Here is a 20,978-nt window from a genome sequence, read left to right as displayed (position 1 = left end):
TGGCAATTGCTTCAGTTCTTGTTCATCTGCCTCATCATCGGCAGCAAAATCATGACCTGACATACTCACTCACGTGCTAAACCGTTCACATCCAAGCCAGCCCATTTCATCACCTGTGCCGCTTCGCTGGCGTTCAGCTCATAAAACTGGCCGCGTTTTAAGCGGGGTGGCAAAGTCAACGCACCAAAGCGCACCCGAATCAAGCGGCTCACCGTCAAACCAACAGCCTCAAACAAGCGCCGCACTTCGCGATTCCGACCTTCACGAATAATCACTCGATACCAGTGATTGGCACCTTCGCCGCCTTGGTCAATCAAACGGTCAAATTTTGCCGTCCCATCTTCCAACTCAATCCCAGCCAGTAACGATTTTTTTAACTCATCGGTCAACTCGCCCAACACTCGCACAGCGTACTCGCGCTCGACCTCAAAACTTGGGTGCATCATCCGATTGGCCAATTCGCCGCTGGTAGTCATCACCAACAAACCACTGGTATTCAAATCCAAACGCCCCACCGCCACCCAACGGCTGGAATGGGCTTGCGGCAGACGGTCAAACACAGTGACTCGACCTTCTGGATCATCGCGGGTTACCAACTCACCTTCTTGTTTGTGATAAATCACAATCCGTGGCAAACGATCAGGCCAACGGATAAACACAGGTTTACCGTCTAAACGCACTTTATCATCTGGTGAAACACGGTCACCCAGCTGTGCAGGACGATGGTTAATGGTGACACGGCCAGCCTGAATCAATTCTTCCATCGCACGGCGTGAACCCAAACCAGCCAAAGCCATCGCTTTTTGCAAACGCATCGCTGGCAAATCCTCTGGTTTTACCCGCAGATCTTTTAAGCGTTCAATGCGTAACTGCTCTTTGTGCGAAGGCGCACGCAATGCCAGTTTTTTCGCCCGTTGTACCGCGACATACGACCCTTCGGCAGGTCGGCTGCTCGCTTGGTTTGGACGGGGGCCAGCTTCAGGATGACGCGAGAAAGCAGGCTTAGCCGGTGCTGCGTTGCGTTCTTGCCGTTCTTGATAATCTGGGGCGGGACGTGGCCGTGTTTCACCATCCGCCGAACGGGTTTTAGCAGGATACGGACGGCCACGACCACCAGCAAATGGTTTGCTGCCGCCGTTTTGTGGTGGTTTATTGCCGGTGGCATTACGATCACGGAAGCCGGTGCTGGCAAATGGTGCTTCTTGACCATCACGATTGGCTTGACGGCGTTGTTCGTTTGGTTTGCGATCACGGTAACCCGTGCTGGCAAACGGTGCTTCTTGGCCATCGCGATTGGCTTGACGACGGGGTTCGCTTGGTTTGCGATCACGGTAACCGGCACCTTCTGCGTCCGGCGCAGCGGAGGCAATACGGCGACCTTGAGGGGTATTTTGTTGGCGGAAGGCGTTGTTGCCTTGACGCGGCGATTGGGCGGCATCACGCGCCCGATGGCGTGGAGTTTTAGACATAGACAAACACTTTATTGTGATTCGTACTGTGCGGACGCACAGCACTGCTTTTAGTTGGTGGAAGATTCTACGGTTGCAACCGCAGAATCCAGATCAGGCAAATCGGGCACAATTAAGTGACCCAAATCGGTAAGAGGTGGTAAGTCGCGCAAACTGGCGAGACTTAAATCATCTAAAAATTTGCGGGTGGTGGCATACAAGCCGGGGCGCCCCGGTACCTCTTTGTGGCCAATGACTTCAATCCAGCCGCGTTCGCTGAGGGTTTGGATGACATGAGTTGACACACTCACCCCGCGAATCGCTTCGATATCACCACGGGTCACCGGTTGACGATAGGCGATAATAGCCAAGGTTTCCATCACCGCACGCGAATAACGCGGCGGACGGCTTGGGTGAAGGCGATCAAGATAGGGCTTAAATTCGGCACGGGCCCGAAAACGCCAACCCGATGCCAGTTTCACCAATTCCACCCCGCGCCCCTGCCAATCGGCTTGGATGTCGTACAACAGTTCATTTAACAGCGCGGTCGAAATCGGTTCACTAAATAATTTTTTTAAATCACCCACCGAAATCGGTTCGGTACTGACCAATAAGGCCGTTTCCACCACGGTTTTTAAGTGGTTCAAATCCGTGTTTTCCATCGGTCTCACTGTCCATCAATCTCTAATTCGCCCTGACAAAAAGAGGCACTTAGTTGCAACCAAATGGGTGCAAACGGCGCTTCTTGGGCAATCCGTAACAAACCTTCTTTTGCCAATTCTAAAATGGCGATAAAACACACCACGATATGCGCCACCCCAGCCAACGGTGGAAAAACAGCCGTCCACTCAAGAAAAGGCTGTTGTTGCAGTCGGCGCAAGATATCGCTCATTTGTTCACGTACCGACAATTCATCTTGTTGCACTTGATGATGACGGTGATGGCGGGCGCGCGATAATAACGCTAACCACGCCTGCTGCAAATCAATCGCTGAAACATCAGGAAGAATGTGTGCCGTATTTGGCTCAACCCATACCGATAACCACGTGAAATCACGCTCGGCTTGTGGCCGACGGTCGAGGGCTTGGGCGGCCAATTTCATCTGTTCATATTCCAACAACCGCCGCACCAATTCGGCACGCGGGTCTTCCGTTGGATCGTCTTCAGTGGCATGAATGGGCCGTGGCAACAACAGGCGCGATTTAATTTCAATCAGCGTCGCCGCCATCAACAGATATTCCGCCGCCAATTCTAACCGTGCCGCCTGCATGGTGTTGATGTAATTAAGGTACTGCGTGGTTACCGCAGTCATCGGAATATCTAACACATTCAAGTTTTGTCGCCGAATTAAATACAGCAACAAATCCAGCGGCCCTTCAAACCGTTCTAAAAACACCCGCAGGGCATCAGGCGGAATAAACAAATCCTGCGGGGCTTCAAAAACTGGCTCACCAAATACATGGGCGAGAGGAATTGCGCTCAATAGCCTAAACCCATGGCTTCGCGCACATCACGCATGGTGTCTTGTGCAATTCTACGCGCCCGCTCACAACCATCAGCGACAATCGCTTTGACCAAGGTTGGGTCATCTAAATAACGCTGCGCCCGTTCAAACATCGGTTTTTGTTCTTCCAACACTGCATCAATCAGCGGCTGTTTACATTCCAAACAGCCAATGCCAGCGCTCTTACAGCCGGCTTCGGCCCATTCATGGGTATCGCGGTCGGTATAGACCTGATGTAATTGCCAAACCGGACATTTCTCGGGGTTACCCGGATCGGTGCGGCGGACTCGTGCTGGGTCGGTTGGCATACCACGAATTTTACGCGACACCGAATCCGGTTCTTCGCGCAAGAAAATGCCGTTACCGTAGCTTTTCGACATCTTTTGACCATCTAAACCCGGCATCCGACTGGCTTCAGTTAACAAGGCTTGTGGTTCAACCAAAATCACTTTGCCTTTATTTTCCAAATAACCAAACAAGCGTTCACGGTCGCCATGACTGATATTTTGTGCATCGGCCAACAACGCCCGCGCTGCTTCTAACGCCTCGTCATCACCTTCTTGCAGATAGCGTGTGCGCAATTCTTGATAGAGACGGCCCTTTTTATTGCCCATTTTTTTGATCGCGGCACAGGCTTTATCCTCAAACCCCGCCTCACGGCCATACATATGATTAAAACGGCGCGCCACTTCACGGGTGATTTCAATATGAGGAATTTGGTCTTCGCCCACCGGCACATACAAGGCGCGATAGATCAAAATATCCGCTGATTGCATCAGGGGATAGCCAAGGAAACCGTAGGTGCCGAGGTCTTTATGCGCCAACTTTTCAATTTGGTCTTTATAGGTTGGCACCCGCTCTAACCACGATAAAGGCGTAATCATCGACAACAGCAGATGCAACTCCGCATGTTCAGGCACACGGCTTTGGATAAATAATGTCGATTGAGACGGGTCTACCCCTGCTGCCAACCAGTCGATCACCATGTCCCATGTGCTTTTTTCAATGATGGAAGGGTCGTCATAGCTGGTGGTTAACGCATGCCAGTCAGCCACAAAGAAAAAGCACTCGTGTTCGCTTTGCAATTTCACCCAGTTTTTCAAAGCGCCGTGATAGTGGCCAAGATGCAGGCTACCCGTAGGGCGCATACCAGAGAGAACGCGATTGAGATACATGGAAATCGTCTTTCAGTTAAAAACACACAAGTTGAAACAGATTAAATAAAGAAGCGGAACAAACCATACAAAGCCGCCATAAACGGACGCATAATCACGCTCAACAAGCCGGTCGCCAGCAAGCCAAGCAAAATCCACATGCCGTAGGGTTCAAGGCGAGAAAACTGCCACGCTTGTCGATTCGGCAACAGACTCATCACAATCCGACCACCATCCAGCGGTGGCAACGGCAACAAGTTGAGCACCATCAGCGACAAGTTAATCATCATACCAGCCTGCCCCATCAACACCATAGGCTGGCTATACATGCCGTCCATCGCCAAGCCCAACTTTAAGACGATTAACCAACCAATCGCCATCAAAAAGTTAGCGGCAGGGCCGGCGGCAGCCACCCACAACATATCTTTTTTGGGTTGACGTAGTTTGCCGAAATCCACCGGCACCGGTTTGGCCCAGCCAAAAATAAAACCACCCAACATCACCGCCAACAACGGGACAACAATCGTCCCAATCATTTCAATGTGTTTTAACGGATTGAGGGTCATCCGGCCCAACATAAACGCCGTGTTATCACCAAAATGCCGAGCAGCATAAGCATGGGCGGCTTCGTGTACGGTGATCGCCAATAACACCGGCAGAGCATAGACGCTGATTTTTTGAATCAGGTTTAATTCTTCCATAGAGGGACTCTTTATGGTTGCAATTTAGGCAAAGCCAAATAAGCTGGTATCCCCAGCCCCCTGCCGTATCAACACTGGCACATCGTCGGTTAAGTCAATCACCGTGGTCGGATCGATACCGCAATATCCCCCTTCGATAATGGCATCAACTTGATGTTCCAGCTGTTCACGAATTTCCCACGCATCCGCCATCGGCATGGTTTCGCCGGGCAGCAATAAGGTACATGACAACAACGGCTCGCCTAATTCGGCCAACAAGGCTTGCGCCACCGTGTGTTCCGGCACCCGCAGGCCAATCGTGGCACGTTTAGGGTGTAAGGTGCGGCGTGGCACTTCCTTACTGGCTTGTAAAATAAAGGTATAGGGGCCGGGTAGGGCAGCTTTGAGCTGACGGAATTGCACATTGTCAACTTTGGCATAACTGCCCAGTTCGGATAAATCGCGGCAGACTAAGGTGAAGTGATGGCGAAGGTCGAGCTGGCGAATGGCCATAATACGTTCCATCGCCTGTTTATCGCCTAAATGACAACCAAGGGCATAACACGAGTCAGTAGGATAGACGATGACCCCGCCTTGTTGCACGATTTTGACCGCTTCACGGAGTAAGCGTTGTTGTGGATTATCAGGATGAATCGAGAAAAATTGCGCCATAATGTGCTAAAAAACCTATCAAAAACCACCATAAAAGATCTATACCGCCTCTAGCGCCGCCTGTGCGCCAGCAAACCGCGAACACACCGACACCACATCGGCAGGCAAAGGTTGGGTCCAACCAATATCACGTCCCCCTTCGCCCGGACCATGAAAATCACTGCCAGCGCTGGCTAACAGTTCATACTGACGGGCATAACGCGCAAACAACCGGTTATCGTCCTCGCTATGACTACCGCTTACCACTTCAAGCGCCTCGCCACCATACGAGATAAACTCTTGCAACAGCTCAGTCATTAACTGTTTACCAATCGGATAACGCCCCGGATGGGCTAACACCGCCACACCACCGGCAGCACGAATCCATGCCACGGCATCGGCCAGTTGTGCCCATTCATGTTTGACGTAACCGGGTTTACCTTCGACCAGATACTTGCGAAATACCGCCGCTACATCTTTACACACCCCAGTTGCCACCAGATGACGAGCAATATGTGTACGGCCAATCATGTCTAAATTCGCGCAGTGGGTTTTTGCACCGTCAAAAGCCCCCACAATTCCCACTCGTTCCAAGTCCGCCGCCATCTGCCGCGCCCGTTCAATCCGCCCTTGGCGAATCGACAACAAACCCGCTTGTAACTCGGGATGCGTTTCATCAATCCCCAAGCCGACAATATGCAGTGTCCGTTTGCGCCATGTCACCGATATTTCCACACCAGCAAGAAAATATAAGCCATGTTGTTGTGCCACCTGCCGCGCCACGGCAATCCCTTGCGTGCAATCGTGATCGGTTAGCGCCAAGACACGACAGCCGCGTTCTGCCGCCCGCACCATCAACACCTCGGGGGCCAAAGCCCCATCCGAAGCGGTGGAATGGCAATGCAAATCCAAGGCCATCATGATTGAGATTCCTGCGTTGTCTGCTGGCGTTGTTGCCATGCGGCGTGTAGCTGTCGCCATTGCGCCAGCTCGACGTAGTACATATCCATGATGCAAGGATCACAACCGCTTTGACAGCATGCGCCATCTGGCGGCATGTCGGGGGCAATCGGTTCGGGATCATCGACAAGCGGTAACGGCGTTGACATCATGCCGCCCGCCCTTTGACCACCACCGTAAAACCAGGGCCAGTCACTTGTTGATCGGGGCGAATTTTGCAAGTTTTACGCAATTCCTGCACCCCATTCACTGCCACCACACCGGAAGCAACCAACGCTTTACCGGCACCACCGCTATCGACCACACCAGCAACTTTGAGCAAATCGCACAGCGCAATATATTCATTATGAATTTCAACAATTTCTGTCATCTTATGTCATCTTTTTAATTGAGTAGGGCCAAACCGGGCGCGCCTTCGCCGGCCCAATCGCTAATCCAATGCACCCGCCGTTGTTCGGGGGTGTAATCCGCTGACAGCAAAATTTGCAACTTGGTTTGTGCGGCTTCAGGTGTCAATTCACCACCAGACCACACACCAATCGCCGCCAAAGCACTCCCAGTGGCATAGGCATTCATATCCACGGCACCATTCCATACCTGAGACACATTCACCACCACCGTGCCGCGTTCAATCGCCCGCGCCAATGCTGCCAACAAACGGGGATCGTCTGGAGTATTACCACTGCCATACGATAGCAATACCAAGCCATCTAATTTATTGCGCTCTACCATGTCCGCCAGACACGCTACCGTCGCCCCTGGGCTCATCATCATCATGGCAACGCGCAAATTCGGGTTAAAAGGACGCAAGCTAAAAGGCACAGTATCCACCCGCCACAAAGCGGCATGCCACAACACCTCGGGATCGAACTCTGCTAAGGGAGTTAAACCCGGTGTGGCAAAAGCATCTAGCGCAAGGCTTTCATGTTTCCGCACGCGACAACCACGCCACAGACGACGACCAAACGCCACAGTGACTTCAGTGAGGTGCATAAAACACGCTGCCGCCAGCGCATCCGCCACATTATCTGGGGCATCGCTGCCAACGATAGAAAAGGGTTTTTGTGCACCCGTCAGAACAATCGGCTTACCAAAACCAGGCAATAAAAACGATAGAGCCGCCGCCGTCCATGCCAAGGTATCGGTACCATGTAACACCACAAAACCATCAAACTCATCACGCAATGCTGCCAACCGACAGGCGATGCGTTCCCAATGAGCTGGGGTCGCTGCCGCAGAGTCAATTAAGGGAGAGAAGGCTTCAAAAGCACATTCGACATTCGGTGGGGCTAAACGTGCCACACGTTCAGCAATCCCGTCTAATGCAGGCACCAAGCCATTTGAGCTGGCGCGCATGCCTAACGTCCCACCAGTATAAAACACGGCAATTCGGCGCATGCAATTTCCTCTTTTCTTAAAAGCAAGCTGTATGACAGCAAGGCCATCATTGTGCATGGCCTAAACACAATTGTGCAGGGGCACGATAGCAGAAAGTACAATGGCAAGTATGTCGCAGCCTGCGGCAAGCGACAAAAGAAGATTGCCAAAATGCACAGAAGCTGTTTTAATCACAGCCCGTTGGATTTGCTTTGCGGGTGTAGCTCAATGGTAGAGCAGAAGCTTCCCAAGCTTACGACGAGGGTTCGATTCCCTTCACCCGCTCCACAACAGCACCGTCCGTCTCAACTCCCCTGTTCACGGCCAATCTGATGAAGCTTAACTCAGGCCGCTTATGGCTAAAAGCCATCGTTTTTTCTCTCATCGCCTTCTTCTCTGTTTGGCTAGGCCTGACTGCCATGGTGCATTGGCAATTTAATGCCGAGCAAGTGCGCCACGACATCGAATCTGCCCTCACCGACCGCGAACGCAGTATTAGCGTACAAGGTAAAATCAGCGCCCAAGCTTGGCCACGGCCAGGGGTGTATATCGAGAAGGTTTTTATCAGCGAAGCCAACAGCCCCGACCGTTTTGCCAGTTTGGCCGATATCGAACTGGGATTTGATTGGTGGGCACTATTACTAAATGGCGAAAAAGTCGTCACCCATCTTGCCGCACGCGATATCGAGGCTAACCTCCACCGCAACGATACAGGTCGTTTAAATATTGCCGACTTGCTGCAAACCGCCAGCCAAAGCGATGTCAAAATTGACCTAGATGATGTTGAGCTGCGCGATATGACCTTACATATCAGCGATGCTAACCAACCCTACCGTCTCCGCCTCGAACAAACTCGCTTTAGCCTGAACGGCCTACATCAACAAGCACAACTCAATGTTGAAGCCATCGTCCACGAAGGTGAACGGGCGCTGAGCTTGCAATTAAGAGGCCCCGTGGTGGTCGAGGGAGAACAACTCACTACCTCCGGCATGACCTTGCTATTAAATGGCGAAGCCGCAGGTCTGCGCGGTCTGCACTTTGAAGCCAGTGGCGCAGCGCGTTTTAATGTCGCCAGCAGTCGCCTCGAAGCCCAAATGCTGCATGTTGATCTGCGCGCTACCGAGCCTTTAATCAATTTCACCGCCGATATTCCTAGTTTAACCAGCATGGCTCAGCGGCTAGAAGCGCCACGCATGATGGTAGAAGGGCAACTGAATCTACCCGGTTCGCGCTATGCCTTTGATGGTGAAATTCAAGCAGTGTCGGTCGGCAGTGATGATGGGCGCGCGCGGCGCATTGAAGGCCGTTTGGAATGGCGTTTTGGTCAACATCGCTTAAATGCGGCGATTGATACCCCGCTACATTTTAACGCCATCGACGATATTCACCTCGCCCCACTTCGTTTATCTACCCGCCTTAACTCACCCCATTTGCCACGGCGTGAAATGCGCTCGGCGTTGATTGGTGAAATGCGCGTTGATCTTAAAAATCACCTGCTCAGTGGTACTTTTGACGGGACATTAGACGGCGAGAAATTACGGATTCAAGGCAAACAACAAGGGTTTAGCGAACCGAAACATAATCTCTCGCTTTCCCTCGCTCGCCTCGACCTCAACCGCTACCTCCCCCGCGCCCAAGCTCAACAGGCAAAAGCCTTATTGGATTCAAAGCAAAAACTTGGTTTAGATTGGCTTGGCCCGTTGGCAGTAGAAGGCGATTTTGAAATTGGCGAATTGTCGGCAGGTCGTTTTGCCATGCACAACGTCGGTTTCCATCTCAGTGCTAAACCAGACCGCCTCGCGCTCGAAGGTCTCAAAGCCGATATCTACGAGGGGCAATTGTCTGGCTCGTTCCAAATGGAAAATCCAGAACAACCGATTATTCGGATTGACCAACGGCTCAGCCGAATGAATCTCCATCCCTTGTTAAAAGATGTCTTCGATTTTGGTCGCTTAGAAGGTTTTGGGGATGGACGGGTACAAATTCGTGCCCAGGGCAGAAGTTTTGATGAGTTGCGTAAAACATTGAATGGTTCGTTGGCACTGAGTCTGAATAAAGGGGCCCTCACTGGCATTGATTTGGTTGCTGCCTTGCGTAATTTGCCAGCAGAATTGGAAAGTTGGTCATTACGCCCGATGACCCCAGACGGCAGTAAAAAAACCGAGTTCCAGCGTTTAAATGCCAGCTTCCGCTTTGATAATGGCATCGCCCGTAATCAAGACCTGCGCTTAAATTCAAGCTTATTGAATTTATCGGGCAGTGGTAAGTTTGATTTGGTCGATAACATTATCGACTACGCCCTCGAAGCCAGCGTCAACCCCACTGCGATTGCCTCGGTCAAAACGCTCTCAGTGCCGTTAAAAATTACCGGCGCCATCGCAACCCCGACCTATGCCTTGGATTTCAACCGCTTGGTGAAAGAAAAGAAAACCGAAACCGAAAAACAAGAAGCGCTCAAAGAACAACTCACCCAACCACTACGGGCATTAGGTCGCTAAAACCTCTCCGCACAAAAAAACAAAAACCCGCGAAAAGCCGTAGGTAACGGTGTTTCGCGGGTTTTTTAAAATGTCATTTTAGATAAAAATTGCTATTAAATAAAACTAACACATAGATTAAAATGCGATCTTGGAATGCTTCCTGTACAGGCCATCTACAAGGCGCTGTCCCCAGACAACATCAACCACAACTCCCATGATGGCCGACGACCAATCACTAGCAAAGCTTGAACAACTCATTGGAGAAATCGGCGACCTCAACAGCAAACTGGTCATGCTGGTCGGTCCCAGCCGCAGCGGTAAGACCCAACTGCTACGTCAACTGGGCACCAAGCTCAACATCGAGCCGCTCAACGTCGGTTTGGATTTGGGACGACGGCTCGCAGCCACCCCGAACAGCAAGCGTGGTTTTTCTGCCGGTGAGCTCCTGCGGGAGATGGCAGACAGGGAACGCACTGAAAACCTGCTGCTGCTCGACAACCTCGAGTTGTTGTTCGAGCCCAGCCTACAGATTAACCCGCTTGACCTCGTCAGGCGGTTGGCTCATGCCAAACCTGTCGTGGCCGTCTGGCCTGGCGAGCTGCGCGGCGACCGCTTGGTGTACGCGGACATGAGCCATCCAGAACATCGTGACTACAGCCGTGACGGCGTGGTCGTACTCGAAATTTGACCGAATTAAGAAACTGCGTGGGAGAGAGAACCATATGGCCAAGAACATGAAATACGGAGATCTGATCCAGTTCGAGCAAATCGAATCAGTGATTCAGTTGCTCGATGCCGGACGTCCAGACGAGGCCAAGAAGCTCGTCGCGACCTACGTCATTTCCGACGACATGGCCGAGCGGATCTCAAAGCTCATGGTTCCCCAACTCAGTTTCGACGAATCGGTCGATCACAAGGGCGTGCTCATCGTCGGCAACTACGGCACCGGTAAGTCGCACTTGATGTCGGTACTGTCGTTGGTAGCTGAAGACACCGCCTATGCGCCGATAATCCGCCACCCCAAGGTTGCCGAGGCGGTTGCCCCAATCGCTGGTCGCTTCAAGGTACTACGCATCGAGGTCGGCGGGTTGCAAATGCCGCTGCGCCAGATCATTACCCTGCAGCTTGAGCGTTTCCTCGAAAAGCTGGGCGTCAACTACACATTCCCGACCGCCGACAAAGAGCTCAACAACAAGGACTCCTTCGAGGAGATGATGGCAGCCTTCAATGAAGGCTACCCGGATCAGGGGCTGCTACTCGTTGTTGATGAGTTCCTGGAGTACCTGCAGTCCCGTCGCGATCACGAACTTGTGCAGGATCTGGCCATCCTGCGTCAGATCGGTGAAGTCACCAAGCACCTGAAGTTCCGCTTCGTGGCCGGTGTGCAGGAAGCCATCTTCGATAGTGTGCGCTTCCAGCACGTCGCCGACAGCATGCGCCGCGTACACGAACGCTTCACGCAAATCCTGATCGACCGCCAGGACGTCAGCTTTGTCGTCTCCGCGCGCCTGCTCAAGAAGTCAGCCGACCAGCAGAACAAAATCCGCGAATACCTTACGCCGTTCGCCAAGTTCTATGGCTCCATGAACGAGCGCATGGACGAGTACGTGCGGCTGTTCCCGGTGCATCCGGACTACCTGAAGACATTCGAGCAGATCCACTTCACCGAGAAGCGCGGTGCGCTCAAGACCATTGAGGCGGCCATGCTGGCCATCCTCGACCAGGAAGTGCCCGCAGACAAGCCGCTGTTCATCAGCTACGAGAGCTTCTGGAACAACCTCAAGGCAAACTCGGTTCTGCGCGCGGACCCCAATATCAAGGAAGTCATGCGCGTATCTGAAGTGCTGGAATCCCGCGTGCAGCAGGCCTTTACACGCCCGGCTTATAAAGCCATGGCACTGCGGGTCATCAATGCGCTGGCCGTGCACCGGCTGACCACAGGCGGTGACATCCATGTACCGATTGGCCCTACAGCTGCCGAGCTACGGGATACCTTGTGTCTATTCCAGCCAGGCGTGGAGGACATGCCGGGCGATCCGGCGGAGAACCTGTTGTCGATGGTACAGACCGTGCTGCGGGAAGTGCTGAAAACCGTCAACGGCCAATTCATTTCCAAGGCACCGGACACCGAGCAATACTACCTCGACCTCAAGAAAGACATCGACTACGACGCGCAGATCGATAAGCGCGCTGAAGTCCTATCTGACGACGCGCTCGACCGCGCCTATTACAGTGCAATCAAGGCACTGATGGAGTGCAGCGACGATCTGCGTTACCCCGGCTTCCAAATTTGGCAGTACCAGATCGAGTGGCAGGAGCGCCGCGTCGAGCGCATGGGCTACCTGTTCTTTGGCGCACCGAATGACCGTCCCACGGCCCAGCCGGAGCGCGATTTTTACATCTACTTCATCCAGCCCTTCGACAAGCCGAAGTTCAGCGACAACAACCTGGCCGACGAAGTGTTCTTCCGCCTGAAGTCACCGGACGAGGACTACAAGCGCTACCTGTCGCAATACGCGGCGGCGCTGGATCTGGCGTCCACCGCTAGCGGTGGGGCGAAGGCCATCTACCTGTCCAAGGCCCAGGACTCGCTACGCGCCATGAGCAAGTGGCTGCAGGAAAAGCAGATGACCGCCTTCGAGGTCACTTATCAGGGCAAGAAGAAGAATCTGCAGGAGTGGGCCAAAGGCGTGTCCCTGCGCGACCGCGCGCGGCTCGGTGCCGACGAACGCATCAACTTCCGCGACGTGGTGAACATCGTCTCCGGCCTGGCACTCGGCCAGCGCTTCGTCGATCTTTCGCCGGAATACCCCACCTTCTCGGTGCTGGTGACTGAAGCCAACCGTAAACAACTGATAGGCAACGCGCTGCGGACACTGGCGGGCGGCACGCGCACCAAGGATGCGTTAGCTATCCTCGATGCCTTGGAGTTGCTCGACGGTGACCGCATCGACCCAGCCAACTCCCGCTACGCGCAGGAGGTGCTTAGCCGCCTCAAAGCCAAGGGTCATGGCCAAGTACTCAACCGCAGCGAACTGCTGTCGGGCACGTTAGACATTGAGTATTTCGCCCCAATCAAGTACCGGCTAGAACCCGATCTGCTGGTCGTGGTTTTGGGTAGCTTGGTCTATTCCGGCGACATCGTGCTGTCGATCACTGGCGACAAGATCGACTCCGGCAAGCTGGCGCAACTGGCAGAACGCTCGCTGGAGGAACTCAAGCAGTTCAAGCACATCGAGTCACCCAAGGAAATCAACCTTGCGGTGCTACGCGCTTTGTTCGAGTTGTTCGACCTGCCGTCTGGCCTGGCCCAAAAGGCCAGCCAGGGCGATACCGAGCCGGTGATCAAGTTGCAGGAGAAAGTCAGCGCGCTGGTGCCGCGTGTGCTCAAGGCTGCTTCCAATCTGCAACAAGGAAAACTCAGCTTCTGGGGGCAGAGCCTGCTGCGGGAAGAAGAAGCCAGAGACTGGTACGCGCGGCTTGACTCGCTGAAGAAGTTCACCGAATCGCTGGCACCGTACAACACCGTCGGCAAGCTCAAGAACCTGCGCGTTACACAGGAAGACCTCGATGGCCAGAAAAAGAATCTGGAGATCCTGGCTGCCGTCGAGCGTCTGCTCGAACTGGTAGTGGAACTGGGCAGCACTGCGTCTTATCTCTCACAGGCCGAGATGGTGCTGCCTACCGAGCACCCGTGGGTGAAGCAGGCCGAGGCGGCACGCAAAGCACTGCAGGACAAACTGAGCCAGGACCGCACAGGTGCCAATGCTTCTGAATACCGGCAGACGCTCAACCAGCTCAAGAAGGACTACATCACCGCCTACATCGCTAGCCACAGTAAGGCGCGGCTGGGCGTGGCAGAGGACAAAACCCGCAACGCCCTGCGCAAGGACAATCGTCTGCTGGCGCTGCGCGTGCTGGCCGGCGTATCGCTGATGCCCACCAGCCAGCTCACCGCCTTCGAGGAGTCGCTCAACGGCTTGAAGAGCTGTTCCTCGCTAGATGAGCCGACGCTGGTCACGACCGCCGTCTGCCCGCACTGCCAGTTCCGTCCGTCCGCCGAGCAGTTGGAGCTGATCCCGGCGGCCAATCGCCTGCACAAGCTGGATGATGATCTGGACGAACTGCTGGCAAACTGGCAGCAGACCCTGCTGGAAAACCTGGAAGACCCGTTCACGCAGGACAGCCTGGGCTTGTTGGCGCCCGCGTCCAAGCAGTTGATCGATGCCTTCCTAACCTCACGTAAGCTACCGGACCCGATGACGACCGAGTTTGCCAATGCCGTGCAAGAGGCGCTGTCGGGGCTGGAGAAGATCGCGGTCAAGGGCGACGAGATCAAGCAGGCACTGCTGCAAGGCGGCTCGCCGGCCACACCGGACGACCTGCGCAAGCGCTTCGACACCTTCATGAACGAGCGCTGCAAGGGCAAGGATGCCACCAAGCTGCGCTTCGTGATCGAGTGACACGGTGAACGCTCGACCATGACAACAAGAATTTGAGGAACGAACGGATGAACGATTTACTGCACGGCCAAAAAACTGGCTCGACCGGCCCGGTCGAATGCCTTGGCCAGACATTCCCCAGCGAACAAGCACGGCGCGAGCACTTCACCAAGCTGCTGGCCGAGAAGCTGAAAGATCCGGCGTTTCGCAAGATCGAAGGATTTCCGCAGGGTACGGACGAGGCCATCTTGGCGATGTCGGACCCACCGTACTACACCGCGTGCCCGAATCCCTTCCTCGAAGACTTCGTGCGTCACTACGGCAAGCCATACGACCCGAGCGTGAAGTACAGCCGCGAGCCGCAGACGATCGACGTCTCGGTCGGCAAGACCGATCCGATCTACAAGGCGCACTCGTACCACACCAAGGTTCCGCACCTCGCGATCGTGCCGTCGATCCTGCATTACACCGAGCCGGGCGACATCGTGCTGGACGGTTTTTGCGGGTCCGGCATGACCGGCGTTGCGGCTCAGTGGTGCGGATCGGCGCCTTCAGCCTATCGGCATGAGCTGGAAACCGAATGGAAGAAGCAAGGCAAAACCGCGCCCAAGTGGGGAGCCCGGCGCGTCATCCTCAACGACCTATCGCCAGCAGCCACCTTCATCGCAGCCAACTACAACCTGCCGTTTGACATCGAAGCTTTCGCTAAAACGGGGCAAGACCTTCTCAAAGAAGTCGAACGTGAAATTGGATGGATGTACGAGACGCTTCACACGGACGGCAAGACAAAGGGGCGTATCGAATACACCGTTTGGAGTCAGATATACAGCTGCCCAGATTGCGCAGGGAACGTAAATTTTGTCCAAGAAGCATACGATGTCGATAGTCAGCGCGTGCGAGATTCCTTTCCGTGCCCTCATTGTGGAGTTGAGCTCAACAAGCAACGGATGGAGAGATTGTTTGTTTCTGAAAAGGATGTTGTAACAGGCGAAACGATACAAAGTCCAAAGCGGGAAGCGGCACTCATTGTTTACGCGATTGGCAAAGAGAAGTATCAAAAATCCCCAGACCAGAGCGACGGAGAAATACTGGCACGTATTGAGAAACTTACTCCTCCTTCGTCAATTCCATCAATGGAGTTGCCGATGATGCACATGACGCATGAACGCGCAAGAATGGACTATTCGGGCATCACCCGAGTCCATCATTTTTTCTTGCCCCGGGCTTTGCACGCAATTGGTTCTTTGTGGGAGAAGGCGCGGGCAAATGCAGATGTCCGAATCCGTGAAATGCTTCTGTTCCTCGTTGAGCAGTCAATTTGGACTATGTCTGTTTGCAACTCATATCGGCCGTCTGGCTTTTCTCAAGTATCACAATACATGAAGGGCATTTATTACGTGCCATCTCAGCACTCAGAATTGAGTCCATGGTACGTACTCTCTGGAAAGCTAAAGCGACTGGTTTCGACGTTTCAAGAGTTTCGCAAAGAACATAACGCCATTGTCACAACTGGCACTGCAGCAAACACAGGACTGCCATCTGCGTCCATTGATTATGTTTTCACAGACCCTCCTTTTGGCGAAAATATTTACTATGCGGACCTAAATTTCATGACTGAGGCGTGGCATCGAGTAACAACAGACGCAAAGCCAGAAGCAATTATTGATAGGTGCAAGAAAAAGGCATTGCCTGATTATCAACAGCTAATGCAACAATGCTTTAACGAATACCACCGCGTTTTGAAGCCAGGGCGTTGGATGACAGTTGTGTTCTCTAACAGCAAAGCTGCCGTTTGGAACGCTATCCAAGTCGCATTGCAGCAAGCGGGATTTGTGGTGGCTGAGGTAACGGCACTCGATAAGGTGCAAGGCAGCTACCGCCAAGTCACGTCTGCGACGGCTGTGAAGCAGGATTTGGTGATCTCTGCGTACAAGCCAAACGGCGGCCTCGAAGACAGATTCAATCGCGATGGCCCGACCGTGGATTCGGCTTGGGACTTCGTACAGACGCACTTGAAGCAACTGCCTGCTGTGAAAGTCACGTCCGGCTACCCGCAGGAGCTTCTGAATATCGTCGAACGTGATCCACGTCGCATCTACGACCGCATGGCGTCTTGGTTCATCCGCCACGGCACGATGGTGCCGGTCTCGACGCCGGAGTTTCTGGCTGAGCTGCCCGTTCGTTTCCGCGAGATGGATGGCATGGTGTTCTTGCCCGATCAACTGGTCGAGTACGAAAAGGCAAGGTCGCGTATCCCGCAGGTGAAGCAGGCAGAGTTGTTCGTTTCCGACGAACGCAGTGCCATCGACTGGCTGACCAACTTCCTGCTCAAGCGCCCATCGACTCGGTCGGAGATTCACCCCGAGTACATCCCGCAGATCGGGTCGGCCAAGCGCAAGGGCGAGATCATTCCGGAGTTGGACCAGCTGCTTGAGGACAACTTCTTGCGTTACGACGGCACTGGTGAAGTGCCCAGCCAGATCCACAGCTATCTCTCCTCGAACCATAAAGACCAGCGCGGTCTCGACAAGAGTGACCCAGCGCTAGTCGCCAAGGCCAAGGACCGTTGGTACGTGCCTGATCCAAACAAGGCGCAGGACCTGGAGAAAAAGCGCGAGAAGGCGCTGCTCAAGGAGTTCGAGACCTACAAGGCTTTCACTGGACGAAAGATCAAAGAGTCGCGACTTGAAGTGCTGCGCGCCGGTTTCCGCGCTGCGTGGGCAGCCAAAGACTACGCAACGATCATCAACATCGCCAACAAGCTGCCAGACGAAACACTGCAAGAAGACGAAAAACTGCTCACCCTCTATGACATGGCCCTGACCCGGACCGAGGATGGACTATGAGCAAGATCACGCACATCAAGCTGGATAACTTCACATCCTTTGCTGGGCTGGATCAAGCGTTTTCGCAAGGCGTAAACATCATTATTGGAGAGAATGGCACGGGCAAGACTCACTTGCTCAAGGTGCTGTACGCGGCGTGCGCCGTGACCGTGGGTGAAGACAAAGAAAAGGGCTTTGCGCTCAAGCTGCGCAACGTATTTAACCCTTATGAGGGCCGGATGGGTCGTCTGGCGCGCCGGCAATCAACTAGCGTCAAAACCAAGGCGGTGGTAACCCGTGAAGGTGGCGCAAAAATATCTGCTGAGTTCTCCAATCACACTAACAAGCCGGACGATGTGAAAGTCACAGGCGTAACTGCCTGGACCAAGGACGAGCTAGGCAGCGCCTACATCCCAGTCAAGGAGATGCTCGCTCATGCGCCAGGATTCCTGGCAACGGCAGCCAAGCGGGAAATCGCCTTTGAAGAGGTCTACGTGGACATCATCAAGCGAGCCTTCCTGCCCAAATTGATGGGACCTGCGGACAAAGATCGTCAACGCTTACTGATGGCGCTACAGAAAGCTATTGATGGCAAGGTGGTTGCAAAAGGCGAACACTTTTTCCTCAAGAACAAGCAGGGTGATCTCGAGTTCACCCTGTTGGCCGAAGGCATGCGTAAGCTGGCCTTGATCTGGTTGCTGATCCAGAACGGCACCTTGCTATCGGGCTCGGTGCTGTTCTGGGATGAACCTGAAGCCAACCTGAATCCCGCTTTGATGGGCGAAGTGGTCGAGGTGATCCTAGAGTTGCAGCGCATGGGCGTGCAGGTATTCCTGACAACTCATAACTATGTCTTGCTTAAAGAGTTTGACTTACGCAAGCAGAAAGATGACCAAATTCGCTACCTATCACTATTCCGTGATGAGTCGGGAGCTGTTTTTTCCAAAGCCAGTGATAGTTATCTGGGCGTTGATCCTAATGCAATTGCGGCAACATTCAGTAATCTCTATGACCGCGAACTCAAGCGCAGTCTCGGAGGAATCAAGCTGTGACTGTGCTCGCCGAAGATGATCTGCAAATATCTCTGCCCACAGGCATAACGGGCCGTAAGTTTGATGATGAAACGAGCCACGGCCTGAGTCATTGTATGAAAGCGGTGGACTTTATTATTGAGCTGGCAGACAGGACACTCTTTGTTGAGTTCAAGGACCCAGACAATCCAAACGCCAATCCCAAGGACAGAGCAGCCTTCCTCAAGAAATTCATGAGTGGAGCCATTGATAGCGACCTCAAGACCAAATATCGGGATTCGTGGCTATACGAGTACGCCGAAGGGCGGGCGAAGAAGCCCATTTACTATCTGGTGTTGATTGGAGCCAGTTCGTTATCTGACGCGGACTTGTTGACCCGCACTGAAGCCTTGAAGCGCCAGCTACCTGTAGAGGGCCCCAATAATCGGCCATGGAAAAAGCCATTTGTGGCTGGTTGTGCAGTGATGAATTTTGCGGCCTGGAATAGAACCCTGACAGATATACCTGCCAGTAGAGTCAGCCGAGAAAAGGAGAACTAAATGGCCATCATAGAAGGATTCCGAGTACAAAATTTTCGAGCCTTGCGGGACGTTTCAATAGGCAAACTATCGGGGCAAACACACGGGGAACCATTGACTCCTTTCACAGTAGTCATCGGCAAGAACGGCGTGGGAAAAAGCTCGCTGTTCGATGCTTTTGGCTTTGTCGCGGATTGCTTGGCAACAGATGTCGAAACTGCTTGCGACATGAAACAGCGTGGCGGTTTTGAACGCTTAAGGTCGAAAGGCGTGCAGGAGCCGATTCGCTTCGAAATTTATTACCGTGAGGCATCAAAAGAACGTCCCATCACTTATCAGCTTTCAATTGGACTGGATAAATCGGGTCGCCCTTATGTTGAATCCGAGGTGCTTAAGCAACGCCGCAAGGGCGCCAAGCACGGGCAGCCTTTTCCGTTCCTGCGCTTAATCAATGGCAAGGGTTCAGTCTGGGCGGGCGAAGAAGCTGTGGAGATTGAAGGTGAGGAAGATCGCACACAGGCGGTAGTCGAACTGACAGATCCGCGCCAGCTTGGCATTGCTACGCTGGGCACACTGAAGGAACATCCGCGTATCAAGCGGTTTCGGGATTTTCTGAAGGGCTGGTACCTCTCCTATTTTTATCCTGATGCAGCACGCAGCCTGCCCAGCGCAGGGCCGCAGCGTCACTTGAATGTGCATGGTGACAACATCGGCAATGTGGTGCAGTTCATGGAGCGTGAGCACAAGGATCGCTTCAAAAGTATCCTGGCGCGCATTGCCAGCAAAATTCCGGGTATTGCCAAAATTGATACCGAGGTGACTGCTGACAAACGTGTGTTGCTGCGGTTCAACGATGGCGCTTTCAACGACCCGTTTTTTGCACAGCAAATGTCGGATGGAACACTGAAAGTATTTGCGTATCTGTTGCTGCTGGAGGACCCAGAGCCGCCCCCATTCGTTTGCATCGAGGAGCCTGAAAACGGCCTATACCACAAGCTGCTGGAGTCGCTGGCACAGGAATTTCGTAGCCACGCAACAGGCAAGAAGAATGCGCCACAGATTTTTGTAACGACACATCAGCCATATTTTGTGGATGCGCTGTCGCCAGAAGAGGTATGGATTCTGGAAAAGGGGCAGGATGGCTACTCGACCATTCGCCGGGTTTCTGAGCTGGAGATCGTCAAAAACCTTGTCGCCGAAGGACTCCCGCTTGGTGGGCTCTGGTACAGCGACTATCTCGAAACGAGGTAAGCATGCACATTGAGATACTTGTAGAGGATGCTTCTGGTGAGAAGCTGCTAGAGGCTTTGTTGCCTAAATTATTCGGCGCGTATAGCAATCCGCATACCTGGCGGATTCATGGTTATAAAGGAATAGGGCGTATCCCAAAAAACCTGAACGCAGGAGGTGACCCCGCCAAACGAATTCTTCTGAATCAGTTGCCCAAGCTGCTAAGTGGCTATGGCAAAACGCCGGGTATCGATGCCGTGGTGGTCGTGCTTGACTCCGACCGGAAAAATTGTGTCGATTTTTTAGCAGAACTGAAAGCATTGGCAGCAAGCTGCAATCGAAAACCGAATACCTTGTTTCGTATCGCTATCGAGGAAATGGAGGCTTGGTATTTTGGTGACCAACAAGCACTCACAGCAGCCTACCCGAAAGCCAAGGTCGATGTGCTGCAACGCTATATCCAGGACAGTGTTTGCGGTACTTGGGAGATGCTGGCTGATGCGATTTACCCCGGTGGATCAGCCGCGATCAAGAAAGCGGGCTGGCCTTTGCCGGGGCAGGTAAAACACGAATGGGCGGAGAAGATCGGGCCGCTTTTGGAGCCTGATCGCAACATTTCCCCCAGCTTTGGCAAGCTGCGCGATGGACTACGGCGCTTGGTTGCGGAGGCTATTTAGG

18 protein-coding genes and 1 tRNA gene are annotated in these 20,978 nt (G+C 53.4%); 9 read left to right on the top strand and 10 right to left on the bottom strand.

What is annotated here, in order from left to right; all coding sequences use genetic code 11:
• Positions 1-65: 65 nt before the first annotated feature.
• From rluB to G465_RS0102430, 10 genes are read right to left on the bottom strand one after another with little or no spacing between them, the layout of a single operon-like run.
• Positions 66-1,469 (bottom strand): 23S rRNA pseudouridine(2605) synthase RluB, encoded by a 1,404-nt coding sequence (gene rluB / locus G465_RS16440; protein WP_022652903.1) that lies wholly within the window; start codon positions 1,467-1,469, stop codon positions 66-68.
• 50 nt (positions 1,470-1,519) lie between these two features.
• On the bottom strand, positions 1,520-2,110 hold the full coding sequence (gene scpB / locus G465_RS13165) for an SMC-Scp complex subunit ScpB (RefSeq protein WP_022652902.1): 591 nt from the start codon (positions 2,108-2,110) through the stop codon (positions 1,520-1,522).
• Between the two features lie 5 nt (positions 2,111-2,115).
• Entirely contained in the window at positions 2,116-2,931 is an 816-nt protein-coding gene (locus tag G465_RS13160) for a segregation and condensation protein A (RefSeq protein ID WP_022652901.1), read from the bottom strand.
• Positions 2,928-4,127 carry a tryptophan--tRNA ligase gene (locus G465_RS0102460; protein ID WP_022652900.1) on the bottom strand — a complete coding sequence of 400 codons (1,200 nt, stop codon included), beginning with the start codon at positions 4,125-4,127 and terminating at the stop codon, positions 2,928-2,930. The genes G465_RS13160 and G465_RS0102460 overlap by 4 nt, the downstream gene beginning before the upstream one ends.
• A 41-nt stretch (positions 4,128-4,168) precedes the next feature.
• Positions 4,169-4,807 carry a site-2 protease family protein gene (locus G465_RS0102455; RefSeq protein ID WP_022652899.1) on the bottom strand — a complete coding sequence of 213 codons (639 nt, stop codon included), beginning with the start codon at positions 4,805-4,807 and terminating at the stop codon, positions 4,169-4,171.
• A gap of 24 nt (positions 4,808-4,831) precedes the next feature.
• Positions 4,832-5,458 carry an L-threonylcarbamoyladenylate synthase gene (locus G465_RS0102450; RefSeq protein ID WP_022652898.1) on the bottom strand — a complete coding sequence of 209 codons (627 nt, stop codon included), beginning with the start codon at positions 5,456-5,458 and terminating at the stop codon, positions 4,832-4,834.
• A gap of 39 nt (positions 5,459-5,497) precedes the next feature.
• Positions 5,498-6,358 carry a 3',5'-nucleoside bisphosphate phosphatase gene (locus G465_RS0102445; RefSeq protein ID WP_022652897.1) on the bottom strand — a complete coding sequence of 287 codons (861 nt, stop codon included), beginning with the start codon at positions 6,356-6,358 and terminating at the stop codon, positions 5,498-5,500.
• Positions 6,355-6,549 (bottom strand): oxidoreductase-like domain-containing protein, encoded by a 195-nt coding sequence (locus G465_RS15300; protein WP_022652896.1) that lies wholly within the window; start codon positions 6,547-6,549, stop codon positions 6,355-6,357. Before G465_RS15300 ends, G465_RS0102445 begins: the two co-directional genes overlap by 4 nt.
• Positions 6,546-6,767: an RNA-binding S4 domain-containing protein gene (locus tag G465_RS0102435; RefSeq protein WP_022652895.1), complete on the bottom strand. Its 222-nt coding sequence runs from the start codon at positions 6,765-6,767 to the stop codon at positions 6,546-6,548. The genes G465_RS15300 and G465_RS0102435 overlap by 4 nt, the downstream gene beginning before the upstream one ends.
• Positions 6,768-6,781: 14 nt before the next feature.
• Complete coding sequence (locus G465_RS0102430) at positions 6,782-7,795, bottom strand: asparaginase (RefSeq protein ID WP_022652894.1); 1,014 nt, start codon at positions 7,793-7,795, stop codon at positions 6,782-6,784.
• 193 nt (positions 7,796-7,988) lie between these two features.
• On the opposite strand from G465_RS0102430, the gene G465_RS0102425 reads away from it, so the two are divergent.
• The 9 genes from G465_RS0102425 to G465_RS0102385 all read left to right on the top strand — a co-directional run bounded on the left by G465_RS0102425 (position 7,989) and on the right by G465_RS0102385 (position 20,977).
• Positions 7,989-8,062: transfer RNA gene (locus tag G465_RS0102425), tRNA-Gly, on the top strand.
• A gap of 44 nt (positions 8,063-8,106) precedes the next feature.
• On the top strand, positions 8,107-10,272 hold the full coding sequence (locus tag G465_RS0102420; RefSeq protein ID WP_081642669.1) for an AsmA family protein: 2,166 nt from the start codon (positions 8,107-8,109) through the stop codon (positions 10,270-10,272).
• Positions 10,273-10,468: 196 nt separating this feature from the next.
• Entirely contained in the window at positions 10,469-10,942 is a 474-nt protein-coding gene (brxF, locus tag G465_RS0102415) for a BREX-3 system P-loop-containing protein BrxF (protein ID WP_022652892.1), read from the top strand.
• A gap of 34 nt (positions 10,943-10,976) precedes the next feature.
• Complete coding sequence (locus tag G465_RS0102410; protein ID WP_022652891.1) at positions 10,977-14,717, top strand: DUF6079 family protein; 3,741 nt, start codon at positions 10,977-10,979, stop codon at positions 14,715-14,717.
• 47 nt (positions 14,718-14,764) lie between these two features.
• Positions 14,765-17,542, top strand: coding sequence for a DNA methyltransferase (locus G465_RS0102405; RefSeq protein ID WP_022652890.1), 2,778 nt, complete (start codon positions 14,765-14,767; stop codon positions 17,540-17,542).
• A complete protein-coding gene (locus tag G465_RS0102400; protein WP_022652889.1) occupies positions 17,539-18,573 on the top strand; it encodes an AAA family ATPase in 1,035 nt (344 codons plus the stop codon). The genes G465_RS0102405 and G465_RS0102400 overlap by 4 nt, the downstream gene beginning before the upstream one ends.
• On the top strand, positions 18,570-19,091 hold the full coding sequence (locus G465_RS13155; protein ID WP_022652888.1) for a hypothetical protein: 522 nt from the start codon (positions 18,570-18,572) through the stop codon (positions 19,089-19,091). Before G465_RS0102400 ends, G465_RS13155 begins: the two co-directional genes overlap by 4 nt.
• The gene (locus G465_RS0102390) at positions 19,092-20,321 is read left to right on the top strand and encodes an AAA family ATPase (RefSeq protein ID WP_022652887.1); all 1,230 of its coding nucleotides are present in this window, start codon (positions 19,092-19,094) and stop codon (positions 20,319-20,321) included.
• Positions 20,322-20,323: 2 nt separating this feature from the next.
• On the top strand, positions 20,324-20,977 hold the full coding sequence (locus G465_RS0102385; RefSeq protein WP_022652886.1) for a DUF4276 family protein: 654 nt from the start codon (positions 20,324-20,326) through the stop codon (positions 20,975-20,977).
• Position 20,978 lies beyond the last annotated feature (1 nt).

The sequence above is a fragment of the Aquaspirillum serpens DSM 68 genome, from assembly GCF_000420525.1.
GTDB lineage: Bacteria > Pseudomonadota > Gammaproteobacteria > Burkholderiales > Aquaspirillaceae > Aquaspirillum > Aquaspirillum serpens.
Note: the sequence above shows the minus strand (reverse complement) of the source record. Positions and strands in the feature narration are given on the sequence as shown.